Source organism: Planctobacterium marinum, from assembly GCF_036322805.1.
Lineage (GTDB): Bacteria > Pseudomonadota > Gammaproteobacteria > Enterobacterales > Alteromonadaceae > Planctobacterium > Planctobacterium marinum_A.
The window spans coordinates 2,154,004-2,168,890 of record NZ_AP027272.1 but is presented as its reverse complement, the minus strand read 5'-3'; the positions used below and the strand labels follow the sequence as shown (position 1 = coordinate 2,168,890).

General features: G+C 44.8%; 17 protein-coding genes. All 17 read right to left on the bottom strand.

Features of this window, described 5'->3' with window-relative positions; genetic code table 11:
- Positions 1-76 precede the first annotated feature (76 nt).
- Entirely contained in the window at positions 77-2,113 is a 2,037-nt protein-coding gene (gene prc, locus AABA75_RS09765; protein WP_338292420.1) for a carboxy terminal-processing peptidase, read from the bottom strand.
- 4 nt (positions 2,114-2,117) lie between these two features.
- Entirely contained in the window at positions 2,118-2,774 is a 657-nt protein-coding gene (gene proQ, locus AABA75_RS09760) for an RNA chaperone ProQ (protein WP_338292419.1), read from the bottom strand.
- Between the two features lie 30 nt (positions 2,775-2,804).
- Positions 2,805-3,086 carry a hypothetical protein gene (locus AABA75_RS09755; RefSeq protein WP_338292418.1) on the bottom strand — a complete coding sequence of 94 codons (282 nt, stop codon included), beginning with the start codon at positions 3,084-3,086 and terminating at the stop codon, positions 2,805-2,807.
- Positions 3,083-3,547, bottom strand: a complete 465-nt coding sequence (locus AABA75_RS09750) for a GAF domain-containing protein (protein WP_338292417.1) — start codon at positions 3,545-3,547, stop codon at positions 3,083-3,085. Before AABA75_RS09750 ends, AABA75_RS09755 begins: the two co-directional genes overlap by 4 nt.
- 208 nt (positions 3,548-3,755) lie before the next feature.
- Positions 3,756-4,430: an SIMPL domain-containing protein gene (locus tag AABA75_RS09745; protein WP_338292416.1), complete on the bottom strand. Its 675-nt coding sequence runs from the start codon at positions 4,428-4,430 to the stop codon at positions 3,756-3,758.
- An 11-nt stretch (positions 4,431-4,441) separates the two neighbouring features.
- Positions 4,442-4,696 carry a DUF3862 domain-containing protein gene (locus AABA75_RS09740; RefSeq protein ID WP_338292415.1) on the bottom strand — a complete coding sequence of 85 codons (255 nt, stop codon included), beginning with the start codon at positions 4,694-4,696 and terminating at the stop codon, positions 4,442-4,444.
- 114 nt (positions 4,697-4,810) lie between these two features.
- Entirely contained in the window at positions 4,811-5,488 is a 678-nt protein-coding gene (locus tag AABA75_RS09735; RefSeq protein ID WP_338292414.1) for a sulfotransferase family 2 domain-containing protein, read from the bottom strand.
- Between the two features lie 407 nt (positions 5,489-5,895).
- A complete protein-coding gene (locus tag AABA75_RS09730; protein ID WP_338292413.1) occupies positions 5,896-8,493 on the bottom strand; it encodes an SUMF1/EgtB/PvdO family nonheme iron enzyme in 2,598 nt (865 codons plus the stop codon).
- Between the two features lie 15 nt (positions 8,494-8,508).
- Entirely contained in the window at positions 8,509-9,414 is a 906-nt protein-coding gene (locus tag AABA75_RS09725; protein ID WP_338292412.1) for a hypothetical protein, read from the bottom strand.
- Between the two features lie 60 nt (positions 9,415-9,474).
- A complete protein-coding gene (locus tag AABA75_RS09720; protein WP_338292411.1) occupies positions 9,475-10,032 on the bottom strand; it encodes an OmpA family protein in 558 nt (185 codons plus the stop codon).
- Between the two features lie 24 nt (positions 10,033-10,056).
- A complete protein-coding gene (locus AABA75_RS09715) occupies positions 10,057-10,965 on the bottom strand; it encodes a hypothetical protein (protein WP_338292410.1) in 909 nt (302 codons plus the stop codon).
- A 143-nt stretch (positions 10,966-11,108) separates the two neighbouring features.
- Positions 11,109-11,849: a hypothetical protein gene (locus AABA75_RS09710; RefSeq protein WP_338292409.1), complete on the bottom strand. Its 741-nt coding sequence runs from the start codon at positions 11,847-11,849 to the stop codon at positions 11,109-11,111.
- 76 nt (positions 11,850-11,925) lie between these two features.
- On the bottom strand, positions 11,926-12,477 hold the full coding sequence (locus AABA75_RS09705; RefSeq protein ID WP_338292408.1) for a hypothetical protein: 552 nt from the start codon (positions 12,475-12,477) through the stop codon (positions 11,926-11,928).
- Positions 12,478-12,506: 29 nt separating this feature from the next.
- Positions 12,507-13,001: a hypothetical protein gene (locus AABA75_RS09700; RefSeq protein WP_338292407.1), complete on the bottom strand. Its 495-nt coding sequence runs from the start codon at positions 12,999-13,001 to the stop codon at positions 12,507-12,509.
- Positions 12,998-13,393, bottom strand: a complete 396-nt coding sequence (locus AABA75_RS09695; protein ID WP_338292406.1) for a hypothetical protein — start codon at positions 13,391-13,393, stop codon at positions 12,998-13,000. Before AABA75_RS09695 ends, AABA75_RS09700 begins: the two co-directional genes overlap by 4 nt.
- An 11-nt stretch (positions 13,394-13,404) precedes the next feature.
- On the bottom strand, positions 13,405-14,280 hold the full coding sequence (locus tag AABA75_RS09690) for a hypothetical protein (RefSeq protein WP_338292405.1): 876 nt from the start codon (positions 14,278-14,280) through the stop codon (positions 13,405-13,407).
- Between the two features lie 15 nt (positions 14,281-14,295).
- The gene (locus tag AABA75_RS09685) at positions 14,296-14,841 is read right to left on the bottom strand and encodes a hypothetical protein (RefSeq protein WP_338292404.1); all 546 of its coding nucleotides are present in this window, start codon (positions 14,839-14,841) and stop codon (positions 14,296-14,298) included.
- Between the last annotated feature and the right edge of the window lie 46 nt (positions 14,842-14,887).

The window sequence follows — 14,887 nt, the reverse complement described above, 5'->3', positions numbered from 1 at the left end:
AATCTTCACCGGGTACGCGTTTTTTTGCAACCAATAAAAAAGGGCCTCAACGACCCTTTTTAGGAAATAAATTAGTTTAACGATTTATCGCATACTTACCAGTGTTTACCACATCCAGGGTAATATTTACCGCTTCATCCAGGTAAGGATCGATTTCATCCATATCCTCTGGCACATCATCCAGAGAAGCAATTTTCTCTTTGCCCATGCGAACTAAACGCTCGTTAACTCTCGCTAATTGCTTAGCTTCTTGCTCTTGCTTTTCTTGTTTGCGCTCAGACTCAACGATACTGATAAAGTTTTTATCTTTGTTTTCTTTGTAGCGTTCAATATCATTGAATATGTAAGCGAACTCCGGATCGCTGGCAATGCGCTCTTTGTATTGGCTATTTACCTGGGTCACCGCTGTGCTTGTTTCGCCAAACGTGGTGTATTTCGCCCGCGAGATGCTGTCCCACGGTAAAGCATTGTCTTCCTGGCTTTCTCCCCACTCAGATGCCTCTACTGGCGATGGGAAGAGAATGTCTGGCACTACGCCTTTGTGCTGCGTGCTACCGCCATTAATTCGATAAAATTTGGCGATAGTAAATTGCACGCTACCCAAAGGATTATCGTAAAAATCGTATATTCTACCCAAGCCTCGGTGTTGCTGCACTGTGCCTTTGCCGAAGGTTTGCTCACCGACAATTAACGCACGTCCGTAATCCTGCATTGCAGCAGCAAATATTTCTGACGCTGAGGCACTATAACGGTCAACCATCACGGTGAGTGGACCATCGTAATAAGTAATGCCATCAGTATCGCTATTTACGCTGATTTTTCCGGTGCTGTAGCGCACCTGTACTATTGGTCCTTCATCAATGAACAAGCCAGACACCAGCGTTGCTTCCGTAAGCGAACCACCGCCATTGCCACGCAAATCCACAATAACAGCCTCGACATTCTCTTTTTCTAAGTTTGCCAGTTCTTTGCGAACGTCCTGATGTAAGTTGTTGTAAAACGACGGAATGCTAATCACCCCAACCTTTTTACCTTGGTGAAGACCAGATTCGGGAACGTATACTTTAGATTGTGCAGCGCGGTCTTCAAGTTTGATCTTGTCTCTGACAATGGGAACAACTTCAGGCGCTGCAACATCACCAGCAGCTTTCACCACTTGCAAACGCACTTCAGTGCCCTTAGGCCCCTTTATCAACTCTACCACTTCATCCAGACGCCAGCCGATAACATCAATGAACTCTTCACCTTCCTGAGCAACACCGACAATTTTATCTTCAGGTTTAATTTTCTTAGATAAATCCGCAGGACCACCGGGTACGATACTGCGAATAACCGTAAAATCATCCTCCAGCTGAAGTACTGCGCCAATACCTTCAAAAGACAAGTTCATTTCCATCTGGAAACGCTCTGCGTTGCGCGGAGATAAATAGCTTGTATGTGCCTCAATGCTTCGGGCAAACGCATTCATAACCGTTTGGAAAACATCTTCACTTTTGGTTTGATGTAACCGCTTAATCGCTCGCTCGTATCGCTTGGTGAGTAAATCTTTAATTTCTTCTTGGTTTTTGCCAGCCAATTTTAAGTTCAAAGCATCGTATTTAATGCGTTGTCGCCAGATTTCATCGAGCTCAGCTTTATTGGCAGGCCATGCAGCATCTTCTCTGTCGTAAAAGTATTTGTCGCCCTCTTTTTCAAAATCAAAGGGCTTGTCCAGCAGAGTTAACGCAAATTGAAAACGCTCCAGGCGTTTTTCCAGGTTCAGCTCATACATATCGTAAGCCACGGACATATCCCCCTTTGACAAGGCTTCGTCAAAGGCATCTTTGTGGGCTACCATTTGGTCTATGTCTGATTTGAGGAATACCGACTTGTTGGCGTCTAATGAACGCAAATAACGCTCGAATATCTTCTCTGAGGTGCTGTCGTTGAGATACACCTCTTTATAATGTGCTCGGGTAAACAGATCCGAAATTCGTTTTGCTGCTACTTTGTGCTGTCCTTCAGGATTCAACTCTGGCAGAGCTTGTGGTGCATTTTCAGAAGCCGACAATACACCGGGGATCATCGCTGCCATAATCGCTGACAGCACGGTTACACGAACACATTTTTTCATACAACTACCTTTTTTTCGCTGCGAGTCTCAGGTTGTCCTGTTGCACTTTGATTTGCATACCAGAGTTTAAAACCACTTGTATGCCATCTTTGCTTACCTCGGAGATAGTACCAGGCATCGGTGATTTGCCAACCTTGACAGTAACCTCTGTACCTGCGACCAAATCAGAATCAGTGAGCTTTTCTGGCTTAGGACGATTCGCTGTTGCTTTTCGTTCATTAAGCTTAGACCTATCTGCACCCGATTTGCTATCAGGTTTTGCTTTATTTTTGTAATTTTTCTTTACACCGTCTTGTGGCTTTGCTTTTGCTTCTGCCTTTTTGCGCTCTGCAACCTTTTGCTTGCTCTCTTTAAGCTGTTGCTGCGCGTGCTCTTCGTGGTCTTGCTCCACTTTAGCATCTGCACTGCCATCCAGACCTACGCGGTCGGCTCCAGCCTTAATAGAATACAAATAACGCCAGCTATTGGTGTAATGTCGCAATGATGAACGCAACAGCGTTTTACTAACACGAGGTTCTTCCGCTAGTGCTTCTGCGAGATCTTGAAAAATACCAATCTTTAGTGGCTTGGCATCACCTTCAACAGTGAAGCAAGCGGGAAAAGTATCGGAAAGAAATTGGATGACTTGTTTTGAGTCAGAAAATTTTTCTGGATTATCCATTAATGGAGAATGTCTTCTGTTATTGGTTGTTTAGATGTGCGCATCATCCCAAGTTGCCAGCAATTGGTCAACCCAATCGCTCAAATCCTGCAGATCTATTGACAATAAATCGCCATCTTCACGCCAATTGTCCCAAACATGCTGCACCATATTCTCTAATTTTTCCACGGAGGTGTCTTCATCTGCTTTGTCGTAGAGCATGTGCAGAATTGTATTGAGCTGCTCAGCAGCCTCCTCTGCTTGCTCATCATCGAAGATATCCATATCTTCGGATGTGGCTAGTACAACATGGATGTCAAAGAACTCTTTCAAGCCAGTGCCGCCTCTACGCTTTTAACCACTCGTTGCAAACCCTCAAGATCGGTTTTATCAAAACGAGCAATCTCTGGGCTATCCAGATCCAAAACGCCGATTAGCTCATCGTTTACCAGAACCGGAATAACGATTTCTGAGTTAGAAGCTGCATCACAGGCAATGTGCCCTTCAAACTGATGCACATCCTCTACCAGTTGCGGAAATCGAGTTTTTGCAGCGGCACCACATACGCCTCTGCCAACGGGAATACGCACACAAGCAGGTTTGCCCATGAACGGGCCAAGTACCAGCTCGTCTTCTTTTAATAAGTAAAAGCCAGCCCAGTTAACTGCAGGAAGTTTATTCCAAACCAAAGAGGCCACATTTGCCAGATTGGCAATCATATCGGTCTCACCTGCCAGGATAGCATCCACTTCCTGCGCAAGTTCGTCATACAATTGAGATTTTGTTTTAGCCATAATTTTTCCAGGTAATGCTATAGAACGCTAAATTAATCGCTTTTTTATCAATTTTAAATAGATTTTGATTTGCATTCGTATGCGTAAACTATCACTCATAATAAAAAATAATGAGTTTGCTTGTTCACATAATTGAAACGGGGATCTGATATTGGGGATAATCGCCTGACTTCAAGCCAAAAACAAGAAAGCCATATATCGAAGTAAACTAATCTATAGCAAACTGTACTTCAATTACTGCAGTTACCGTAACTTCGCCGGGCAAAAAGCTTTCCGAGCCACCAGAACTTCTCATCATAGTTCTCATTTCAGGCACAGTGTTTTGACTGTTTAATTCAATCAAGGAAACCACTTTTCCCGGTTTGGTATCTAATTGTGCAGCCATCAACGTGGCTTTTGTTTTGGCATCATCTAACGCTTTAACCAGCGCTTCTCGGTAGTAGTTCTCTTGTTGCGACACCAATAAAGAGATATCTGTAATTTCCAGGTTGCCAATGCGAAAAACTTCATCAAAGAGCACGGCTACTTTTTCAGTATTGCGCACGGTTACCTGAATCTGACGAGACAATTCAAACCCTCTTTGCTGTCTTGTTTGATTTTCGTAAACAAACCAAGGCGTCACTCGCATTTGCATACTTTGAATGTCCTTGGGGTTTACTTTTTGTTTTTGCAGCGTATTGACGATGAGCGTTGTTTTCTGATTTGCAGAGGCAAAGAGCTTGCTCACCAACGGACCGCGTTCTCTAATATGAATAGAAAACTCAAGTCCGTCCGGTTGCACGTTCATCTGGCCACTACCCACCACCTGTATGATGTTTTGCCCATTAGCAGCTGAACAAAAAGCAGCAAGCCAAACAATTGTCAGAATACGCAACAACTTCATGTCTGTTACCTTTACTGTAGACCGTCGTTACTGAAGGTAGTCGCGTTATCGCCAATAAAGGTGATCGTGATATTTTTGCCCTCTTCACTGCCCCATATACAAGATTTCGTTCCCAAGGTTTCTGAACAATTATCGGGTTTACCGATTACCGCCTGTATTTCCTCTTGTGACATGCCCATTTCCAGTAGCTCGTAATTTTCTTTAGTTAACTTAGAGCATGCGGATAACAACAACCCCGCCCCTAAAATAACGAATAGCTTTTTCATATTGTTTTCTCGCGTAAAAATTTAAACAGTAAACCAGTATTTTAACTATGTCTAACTTCAATGTTGAACTTGGCCCTAGCAACTCTCGCACTTCTCCAAAAGATGATAATGTAATTAAGACGAAGATTTGTTGTCGGTTTCCAAGCCGTCGTAGCGATCATATAGACCATTATCAAACACGTTTTGCCACATGTCGTAAACAAGTTGCTCATCTTTTTCAGTGTAATAAGCTGCCACCTTGCCATGACGGCTGGCATTTTTATGGGGGAGTTTCGCTTTGCTATCGGATACCCCGAGCTGTTCAGCAATAAAACGATTTACGTCTTCTTCCAGTGTCTCGTAGCGGGCAATCGTTAAATTGGCTGGTATGCTGCCGTTGATGCATAAAAAATCCTGGTAACGACCGTAATGGCTTTGTTTCCAGCGCTGTTTCTTTTCTGCCGTAACTTTTTTCGCTAGCGTATTCAAATATCCCGAAAACGTTTTGTCCAAATCTTTTATTTTCTTACCCCATTTTTGTTTGAGGTACATGTATTCAGACAACATAAGGCTGTATGGATTGCGAATACATACCAGCGTCGGTAATAACGAAGGGTTAACACCACTCTGTCTGGCGTATTGATGGCACACCACTAACGATTGATGCATCAAATTTACTTGCTGATCCCGGCTCAAGCGAGGATCTGACATAGGAAGATAATTATCCGGGAATAAACGGGACAAATGATTTCTAACTGAGGTACCGCCCGTGCGAGGGTAATGAATAAAGATAAACTTTTGGCCAATAAGCATATTTTTCTTTTTATGATTTACTGCGGGCCGTCAGTATAACAGACTGATGAGAATTTCCTGAATCACAGACACAAAAAAACCACCCTAAGGTGGCTTATGTGCTTTCAAATTAGTAGCTTCGGTACCGGGATTATTCCGTACATCCTGTAATCGAGTTACCGGGATGTATGAGATAAAAATGTTCCCTACATTTTTGCCGAACCCGCGACCCTCGATAAAAAACGGGAGTTTATCATCAATCTGCTGTAACACCCTTAGTGGCAGAATAAGTCGGGCAGGAGTAATCACGATAAGTTTCACAATTAAACATTGAGGTTTAAAACTTCCATGTTAATGGAGCCGGCTCGACGTCCACTTGTCTCGCGTTCATGGCTGAACCCGCTCCAGGTATTCGCTGGTTCCGGGCGTCATTCACCCAGGGCTAAACGAAAGCCGACAGTGAAGGAACGAGACGAACGGTTAGCCTTGCCGCGACCGGCCGAACGCAAGAAGTCCGAAGTGTTGAAAAAGGAGCCGCCGCGATGCACAGCTCTGTCACAATTACCACTCATCCAGGCACTGCCATCACCGGGTGCACCTGAATAAGAATCATTGATGCAATCCTGCACCCACTCCCTGACATTACCGTGCATATCGTAAAGTCCAAAAGCATTGGGAGAAAACGATTTGACCGGGTATGCAGAGCCTTCTATGTCGCACTCATCAAGTAAGAAGCCATATCGGGCTTTATTACAATCAATTGAATTACCCCAACTGTATTTTGTTGTCGTGCCTGCCCTCGCTGCGTATTCCCATTCCGCCTCCGTGGGTAACCTGAAAGTTTGACCTGTTTTTTGGTTTAACCAAGGGATATACTTTTGGGTAATATCATTCCAGCTGACATTGATCACCGGACGATTTGCCTTGCCCCAGCCTTCATCTTTTGCTTCTGGACACACACCGTCATCGATACAGGGCTGGTACATCGCCCAAGTCACTTCCGTCTCCATCAGTTTAAACGATTTGATGGTCACCCGGTGTACTGGCTTTTCATCACTCTCACCATCATTACTGCCCATCATAAAACTGCCGCCGGGAATGCTCACCATGCTGTCCAGTACCGACTGTACGCCTGCTGTGTAACGGGGTTTTGCTTTGTTCAGGCTAAACTCAAACTGGCTATGAGTGGTATTCAATGACACCCAGCGCGTCTCGCTTTCATAACCCTCCGCACTGACCTTAACCTGATAATCACCCGGCTCAAGCCTTATACCCTCATAGTACACAGGCTGAATGTTTAATATCTGTACTCTTGCATCCGATGGACTGGTATTAATGGTCAATGGCAACCTGACCGGTGCACTACGGGAAAGGCTCACATACTCGGTTTTGTCACCGCGAAGCTCCACGATTTTATTTACGGTGTTATAACCCGCTTTTTCCACACTCAGCCGATAACTGCCCGGCGACAAACTAATGCGCTTGTTGCTCACCCGTTTACCATCCACACTCACCTGAGCATCTGAGGGGGTGCTTTCTACTCGTAATGTATATTCTGAAGCGACGGAAGACTGACCGGAGGATTTTGTCGATGTGCGCGCAGGCTGGCTCTGTTGGTTTTGCCATACACCATAACCCGCCAGTGAGATAACAATCAACAACGCCCCCATGATGAAAGGCAGTTTAGATGACGTTGATTTGGTTTGGGTTCTGGCTTGAGTGTCGGCTTTTTTATTTTCCTTTTTTATGTCTGCTGTCAATTCATCTTTTGTCTGGAAAACCTGACATTCTTTCTCCAGCTTTTGGTCTATCTGTGAACCGCTCAGACCTATCGCTCGACCGGCTGATACCAGTGCACTTTTTGTTGCTTCACTGAAACGGCCTTGCTCTGCGCTGGCTCGCTCCCGAACCAGTTTGAGCCAGTTATTCAGCGGTTGCAGTTTATCTTTGTTGCGCTCTTTAATATGCGCAATAAACGCATCCAGTTCCGCTTTATCCAGATTACCCACCGCCGCCAGCGCTTCAATGGCAAAGCGTTCTGATGCCGGTATATCGCCCTCACTTAACAGCACCTGCTCGATTTTATCCTGTAGCGGTTTAAGCTCCGCTTTTATCTCCGACTCACCGCCCACCCAGGTGCCCGTGCCTTCGTCTTCCACTTCAATTTCATTGCTGGCTTTTACTGCCTGATTAAAACGCCTTAAAAAATCGCCCGCATCGGCAGGGCGTTTTGTTTCTTGCTGTGCAATCGCAATATCTATTAAGTCGTTTAGAGGTTGTCCAATACCAGGGGAAAACTGAATGGGAGGCTCATAAGGATGACTGGGTAACTGACCGGTTAACATGCGATAGGCCAGTACCCCAATGCTGTACACATCTGAGGCGGGGCTTACATGCTTGGCGCTTTCGCGTTGCTCAGGTGACATGTAATTGCGGCTACCCATGCCCACACCCGACTGGCTGTGCTCGGCATCGGGTGATTTAGCAATGCCAAAATCACAGATTTGCACATTGCCTTGTGCATCAAACAAAATATTCGCAGGCTTGATATCCCGGTGAATGAGCCCGGCACGATGGACTTCTCTCATGCCTTCCAGAATTTGCTTGAGAATTTCAGTAGCACGGGAACTGGCTAATTTTCGAGGATGCAAGGCTTTGGGCGTCTCTTCTAATTTCCCCCTTGTGAATGCATCTTTGCCAATCTCCTGCTCAAGCGACGTCGGCAAATACGGCATCACGTAATAAGGTGTGCCATCGTCCAGTTCATCATAATCCCGAATGGAGACGATGTAAGGGTTATGAGAAAGCTGCTCCAGAGTGCGGGCTTCGGACAAAAATCGCTCCTTTAACACCCCGCTGGCATCTTGCGAAGCACTCGTAGCGACGCATACCAGATTTTCGTCTTTCACCTGAAAGATTTTGATGGCCACCTGCGCGTTGGTGATGGGCGCTTCAGCCAGATACACCGCGCCGAAGCCACCGGCGCCGAGTTGTTTTAATACTTTGTATTTGCCGATAGCTTCCACTTAATCGCCCTTTGCTTATTCCCAACCATCCACATCAAATTTAGGCTTTGACGATTTTGTGATGGTTACCCGTTTTCCAGACAGTTTCATGACCGCTTCTTTATTCAGTTCATCCAACATGCGATTAAGGTTTCGAGAAAGCCTGGCTTCTGTGATGTCTGACTGATAATCAATTTCCGCATAATCTTCATTTGAACTCACAAAGCGATGCATTGCATAGCCGGAAAAAATTACCAGATATTCCTCAATAGCGGATAATTCGCGACGAGAGAAGCCTTCAAAAATCAATTTGTAATCAGCCCTATTTGCATCAGAGAAATCATCTAATTCATCTATATTTCCAATACTACTTCTCTGAGAAGTTACCTTTTCACCCGGGATGTCCATTAAGATTTGTGCAGCAATTTCTGCTGCAATACCGCTAAGGGAGTCAGATGCTGCGTTGACAAGACAAGGGCGCTGACAATCTTTTGCTGTGCTGATTTTACGACCTTTGGCTTCAACACTTCCCATCACTTTGCCGGATTGCACTGCGATGATTTGGCCGTAAACACGCGTTGCAACACGTCCGCCAGATACATGGGATGAAAAAGAGGCGTCTAAGGTCAAGATAATCGCATAATCGATAGCGACTGATTTGTAACTTCTGACTTTGTCCAACAACATCGCTTTGTCGCTTTGCTCTTGTCTGCCGCCAAAATCATCCAGATGCAATACCACATCATCGTAAACATCCAACCCTGCAGCTTGTAGCTCATCGCTAAGGCGATTAACCAATCGGTTACTGGCTAAACTTCCTGCTGGCAACGCCCCACCTGAGTCATCCAATAAGATCATGACGTTGGTATTTTGTACCGGTTTTGGCGTATTGGAACAAGCTGCCAATAAAAGGGCTAATACAAGCGAAAAAATGGTTTTCATGATAAATCCTGTTAATTTGTCTACGCCTTGGTTATGCACAGATCAGCACACTTTTTCCGGCTACCAATCAATTTTTCGTTCATTTGATGCACTTTTTTGCATCGACTTATTTGAACTTAATGTTTTTTTACAGGCCTCTGGATCAACTAACGACACTTCCACGCGACGATGACGTTTATCATTGGGTGCAATACCTGCAATTAATTGGGTTTCACCTACGCCTTTGGCAGAGAGCATGTGGGGATTTACATCGAATTCTCCTAACAAAGCTGTTAACACAGACTTTGCTCGTTTATCTGACAAGTCTTGATTATGTGCGGCATCACCAGACGCATCTGTATGCCCTACTAATGCGATGTTACATTGCGCCAATTTACCCTTTAATGCCGTGCTTAGCGCTTTAAGTTGAGGTTTCGCCGTTGCCATGATTTGGGCTGAGTTCAACTCAAAGGGAATATTTAAATCGATAGAACGACGAATGCCGTCATGATTAGCGATTACGGCTAATGGGTCCAGTTGTTTTTCGATTTCGCTAATAGATTTAAAGTTTTGGCCAAATACTGTGAAAGTGAAAGCGCTCAGCAGAATGCTGAACGCTAATGTTTTGAGAATTGTCATCGTAGACGTGCCCTTCAGCGCCGCTTACCAACCATCCGAGGCATCAGGCTTTTTCTTCTTGCCGCGCAATGTGATTTGTTTAACCGTAAAGGTATTACCTTCAAAAGTTACTACACCGCGCAGATCTAACTCCTCCAGCATTTTCTTAAGGTTACGATTCAGCTTGGCAGAGGTAATGCTAGAACGATACATTACTTCTGAGCGAGTATGACGCTGTTCTGTTGGGCGATGGCTTTCGTAGCCTGAGAAAATCACCAGATATTCCTCAATATCCATGAAGTCCTCGGCACTAAAGTTATCAAACACCAGGTAATAATCCGTTACCATGCTATTAGAGCCTGCTCTATCTGCACTGGTATTGCTGCCACCATCTACCATCCAGGCCAGTTTTTCAGCAAGTACGGCACCCAGATCGTTGCCCAACACACGTGCTTTGTCTCCCACAACTTCTAAAATACATTCACGCTCGCAATTACGCGGTGCATTCCAGGTCTTGCCGCTGTCCACTTCAAAATTACCCAGACGTTTTCCGGTCTGGACATTTAACAAACGCCCCTCAATTCGCGCTTTCACTTTGGTGGTGTAACCCGTATCTTTCGCACTGGCATAAATAGTGAATAATACAGCAACATCAATTGGGGGGCGTTTAATAGAGCGAGCTACATCGATAACCTCAGCGTCCGTGCGTCTTACGCGGCCCTGCTCAAAATTGTCCAAAGTAATCGCCGTTTCATCATAAACATCAAAGCTTTCATCGTGCATTTGATTGGCTAAAGCACCCAGAACTCGCTTAAACACACGACTGTCACGTGGAATGCTATCTTCATCGGCATCTTCGCCCAGCACCAATAGGTTGGGGTTATCCGCAGCGTATGAAGTAGAAGTTAAGCCCAGCATCAGGCCAAGCATGAGTGTTTTAATAACTGAACGCATCAGTGTCTCCTTAGTTTTATATAAATCAACTTGTTATTGTTGACTATGAACAGCTTAGAAAATTTTTTTAGACTTGGCTGATTTTTTTGAAAATAGAACCGACTTTCACATTTGTGATGTAATTTACGTCACTTGATGATTCACTAACAGCGTTTATTCGCTAACTTCCATCGACCACTTATATTCATACCGTTAAGCACAATGTGTTGGGCAAATAGTCCGGCAGAACTTAACTGATATTGCGCACTGAAGGATAGCAGTTTATGCCCTTTTAAATGTTGTGCAATATCATTCGCCAGGGTCTTGTCCATTGACATAGGGAACAAGCGAACTGGCTGGCCGGGTTCCGGTGATTCATGCCACCATTGTTGTTCTTGAGGGCTTAGATAATGGTTTGCGATCCGCATCCAATCGCTGACAGGTACATACCTTTTGGGGCTAATTTGGGTTACCTGGTCATTGTGCCAAATACCGAATTGCACGCCAGCGCATTGATATAACCAATCAAACAATATCGCTTTGTCGTTATCTGAATCGGGTAATCTTAATTGTACCTGCACTGTTCTATCATTGCTTAATTGCTCATAAACCTGAGACGCGTTGATTTTCCCGTTAAATGGGAATGGAGTTGTGAGTGTTTTTTCTGCCTGGGTATTATCTGCATTGTTTGATACAGAATCGTGCATCGCAGTGGTGACTTTGGGAGGCGGTGGAGGCAGCGTAAACTCGATAAATTTTGCACCTGCCAGCGGGCTAGTTTCTTCAAGAGCCGGTTCTACTATTGGCTCAACATCCTGTTTCTGCGGTTCTGAAACAGACATACCTAACCAAAATAACCACCACAACATCAATATCAACGCGGTTAAAACTCGTTTTTTAAACATACAAAATCTCTAGGCTCTGTTGACTTTTGCAGTACACATTTTGTTCTGTGTAGGCGTGTTTTTTGCTCTTGATTAACTATTCAGTCATACCGTTTAATGCGGCCATGTGCTGCTTTTCGGCAATCCCCTGCAATAACAATTGTCTTGCGCGTTTGGTGTCCAGTTGAGCATTTTCTTGTTGAGCATTTACCTGTTGAGTAGTATCAACTTGATTAATTTGCGCAACGTCAGTGTTAATTTCACCGTTCAGGTCAACTGGCTTTTCCACAACCGTCTTCTTCTGTGAATTTTGAACCGAATAGCCATTTTTTTGTTGAGTTAAGTGCGCCACTTGGTGCTCTAAATAGACCAATCGTTGCTGCAACTCGTCCAAAGCTGGTAAGTTGAAAACTTGTAAAGGGCCATTGCCTGACTTACGTTGTCCAATTTGTTCTTCATTATCGTTGGCATCAGACTTTGCCATGTAGTCCTTTGCAGGCTGCTGTGCCGATGCTGTGATCTGTTGAAACTCTTCAGTTAACCTTGCCAGCGGCAAGTAGTCCTCTATTAACTCACGCCCCTTTGGCGTTTGAAACATCAAGTATCCGGCGGCAATCGCCACGGCAACGATAAAAAAAAGCGTTTTCATGATCCCACTCCTCAATAGAGTTGCTGACTCTACCCAGCAACCTGTTGTTGTTTGACACTAAAAATAGCTCTTACCAATGTAGCTGATGGCAACCCCACTACAGTGGTCATAAATGCCATCGAAAACTGTCGGGTAAGCTCTTGGATTATGCTTTGAATTGTTTCTGGTGTAAGAGGTTGCTCTGAAAGGACGCCAATACCCAAACTAATACCGAGCAACGTAAAAGTGAGTGCCAGGGTCGCTAAGCCATTGCCACATTGTTGACCTAACTCGAACCAAAGCGCACTTTGCTTTGATTTATTATTGCCTTTCGATTGTTTAATCTTGTGCCATGCGTAAGCAGCAGTCCCAATCAGTACCAGATAACCAATTACAAAGCTTGCACTAAATACCTTTTGCCCCCAAAGCAGCATCTCTTGCACATTCATACTGGAATACCAGCTAATGATCGCTAATGAAATCACTAGTATCCCAAAGATGCCGCTGCCCAACCTGAATGTTGAACTTATGGCTGAGGCGCTCATCGGTAACCTGCCTTTGCCTTTTCGATACTGAGTGGCGCGAGTCCCAACTCATCTAGATAGTGATCCAATACGGGGCATTTAGCTTCTGCACTGGCGTGAACTAAAAAGGTTATCTCGTATCGCTCAAACGCTTTTTTTGCCAACACACTGTTTTGCTCAGTTAAACGATCATCCCTCAACACCATGCGCTCGGCATCCACCATACGACGCTGAATACTGTCCGCTTTGTTTTGCCTGGCCGACATAGATACCTCCGCATCGAACAAGGTTTTTAATAGACCGGCCCTCTCTCGCTCCAGATTTTGTAAACTAAACAAGGATTCAGCATGGGCTTTGGTACAGATTGCCCCAGTTGCCAGACTAAGAATTAATAACGATGTGTGCATTTTCATCTTTGTAGCTCCTATAAAATGGCATCAACAGCTTGACGAGTTTGGCCACCAAAGTTAGGGGACTGAGCAGTCTCACCGTAAGCCAGTTCATATTCCAGCGCCTGTGCATCAAGCGCCACAAGTCGGGACATGTAACTCAAAATCAAACCTTCCTGGTCTAACAAGGCAAAATCTTGTGCCGAATTTACCATGAGTTGACGAATATATTCTTCGGATGTCACCACCTCCCCATTCCAAACGGGTTGCTGGCCAATATCATGGCGAGCAATAGCAGCTTTCAACTTTTCAATTTGCGCTAAGTTGGCTGCATATTCATCGCCATAACGCGATGTTTCACCAAATTGTGTATGCATTAATGTTTGATCGACATTACTCATCACCTTTTCCATTCGCTGACGTGCTGCTTGTTGCTTTTCACGCAACTTGAATTGCTCCGACGCTGATACACTGCCCGATTGATGACGCAATTTTGCCAGCACATCTTCGTACACTTGTTGCTTTTGCAAGGCCAATTGCTTTCTTAGTGCATGGCTTTCGTGCAAAACATCCAAATAGGCGGACTTTTCTTTAACCAGCTCAAATTTAATGTCCTGCGCCACCTCACTAGCGGCCGATGAGAGATCTCGCTTTAAGGCATCAATCCGGTTTTTATGTTGTTGCAACTGACCATCGGCTTGCACCAGTTGTGTCGCCATAGGGGACATACTAAATTCTTGTTCAATGCGTTTTTCCATGATGTTGGCAGGCAGTTTTAACAGCGTTTCACTGGCCACTGGCGACCAATTACTAGCTCCTGAGGCATCATCTTGCGCTTGAACCGATAAACAAAGCGCTGAACTGAATACTAGGGCAGTCAAACTGGATAATAAGATACTATGTTGTTTCATTTTTTTATCCTCTAGTTAGTGACTAAGCCAATATTGCTGGCGTTCTATTTCGTCCCGTACTGTTCTGCTGATATTAAGTGCAGCAAGCTCAGAAACCGACAATTTAGGCCCTTCAATCAACGCCGTTAGAGTATCTGTAAACGAGGTAAAATCTGACAGGTACAAATCACGTCCGTGGAACCGGGAACGCATATCAGCTAAGGTAGTTTTTGCTTTTTTAACCTGTCCCCCTTTCACAAAGTTCAAAGTGGCCAGCGCCATCATTTGCATGCCATCTTGTTTGTCTGCCTCGCTCCAATCCAACATTGCCCCATGCGGAATACAACGCAGATAGAGTTCAGCCGCATAGTTGAACTGTGCACCATTGGCCGTATCACTGGCACTTTGTTGTACAGATTGCGCCTGGTTTCGACATTGTTGGTCGATGCGATGAACCGGCAACTCGGTGATCGTTGGTGTAGAAGATGTACTGCTACACGCAGAAAGCACTAATACACTGGCCAACACGATGGCGTTAGAGGCACGGTTGAAAGAATTTTGTTGATTTTGAGGTTGCTTCATAACCCTCTCCGATTGTTGTCTACTGAGGGTTATGAAAAGAGTTGGG

Coding starts and splice junctions, on each gene's coding strand:
- prc (WP_338292420.1), bottom strand. CDS start 2,113: ATGAAAAAATGTGTTCGTGTAACCGTGCTGTCAGCGATTATGGCAGCG.
- proQ (WP_338292419.1), bottom strand. CDS start 2,774: ATGGATAATCCAGAAAAATTTTCTGACTCAAAACAAGTCATCCAATTT.
- AABA75_RS09750 (WP_338292417.1), bottom strand. CDS start 3,547: ATGGCTAAAACAAAATCTCAATTGTATGACGAACTTGCGCAGGAAGTG.
- AABA75_RS09745 (WP_338292416.1), bottom strand. CDS start 4,430: ATGAAGTTGTTGCGTATTCTGACAATTGTTTGGCTTGCTGCTTTTTGT.
- AABA75_RS09740 (WP_338292415.1), bottom strand. CDS start 4,696: ATGAAAAAGCTATTCGTTATTTTAGGGGCGGGGTTGTTGTTATCCGCA.
- AABA75_RS09735 (WP_338292414.1), bottom strand. CDS start 5,488: ATGCTTATTGGCCAAAAGTTTATCTTTATTCATTACCCTCGCACGGGC.
- AABA75_RS09725 (WP_338292412.1), bottom strand. CDS start 9,414: ATGAAAACCATTTTTTCGCTTGTATTAGCCCTTTTATTGGCAGCTTGT.
- AABA75_RS09720 (WP_338292411.1), bottom strand. CDS start 10,032: ATGACAATTCTCAAAACATTAGCGTTCAGCATTCTGCTGAGCGCTTTC.
- AABA75_RS09715 (WP_338292410.1), bottom strand. CDS start 10,965: ATGCGTTCAGTTATTAAAACACTCATGCTTGGCCTGATGCTGGGCTTA.
- AABA75_RS09710 (WP_338292409.1), bottom strand. CDS start 11,849: ATGTTTAAAAAACGAGTTTTAACCGCGTTGATATTGATGTTGTGGTGG.
- AABA75_RS09705 (WP_338292408.1), bottom strand. CDS start 12,477: ATGAAAACGCTTTTTTTTATCGTTGCCGTGGCGATTGCCGCCGGATAC.
- AABA75_RS09700 (WP_338292407.1), bottom strand. CDS start 13,001: ATGAGCGCCTCAGCCATAAGTTCAACATTCAGGTTGGGCAGCGGCATC.
- AABA75_RS09695 (WP_338292406.1), bottom strand. CDS start 13,393: ATGAAAATGCACACATCGTTATTAATTCTTAGTCTGGCAACTGGGGCA.
- AABA75_RS09690 (WP_338292405.1), bottom strand. CDS start 14,280: ATGAAACAACATAGTATCTTATTATCCAGTTTGACTGCCCTAGTATTC.
- AABA75_RS09685 (WP_338292404.1), bottom strand. CDS start 14,841: ATGAAGCAACCTCAAAATCAACAAAATTCTTTCAACCGTGCCTCTAAC.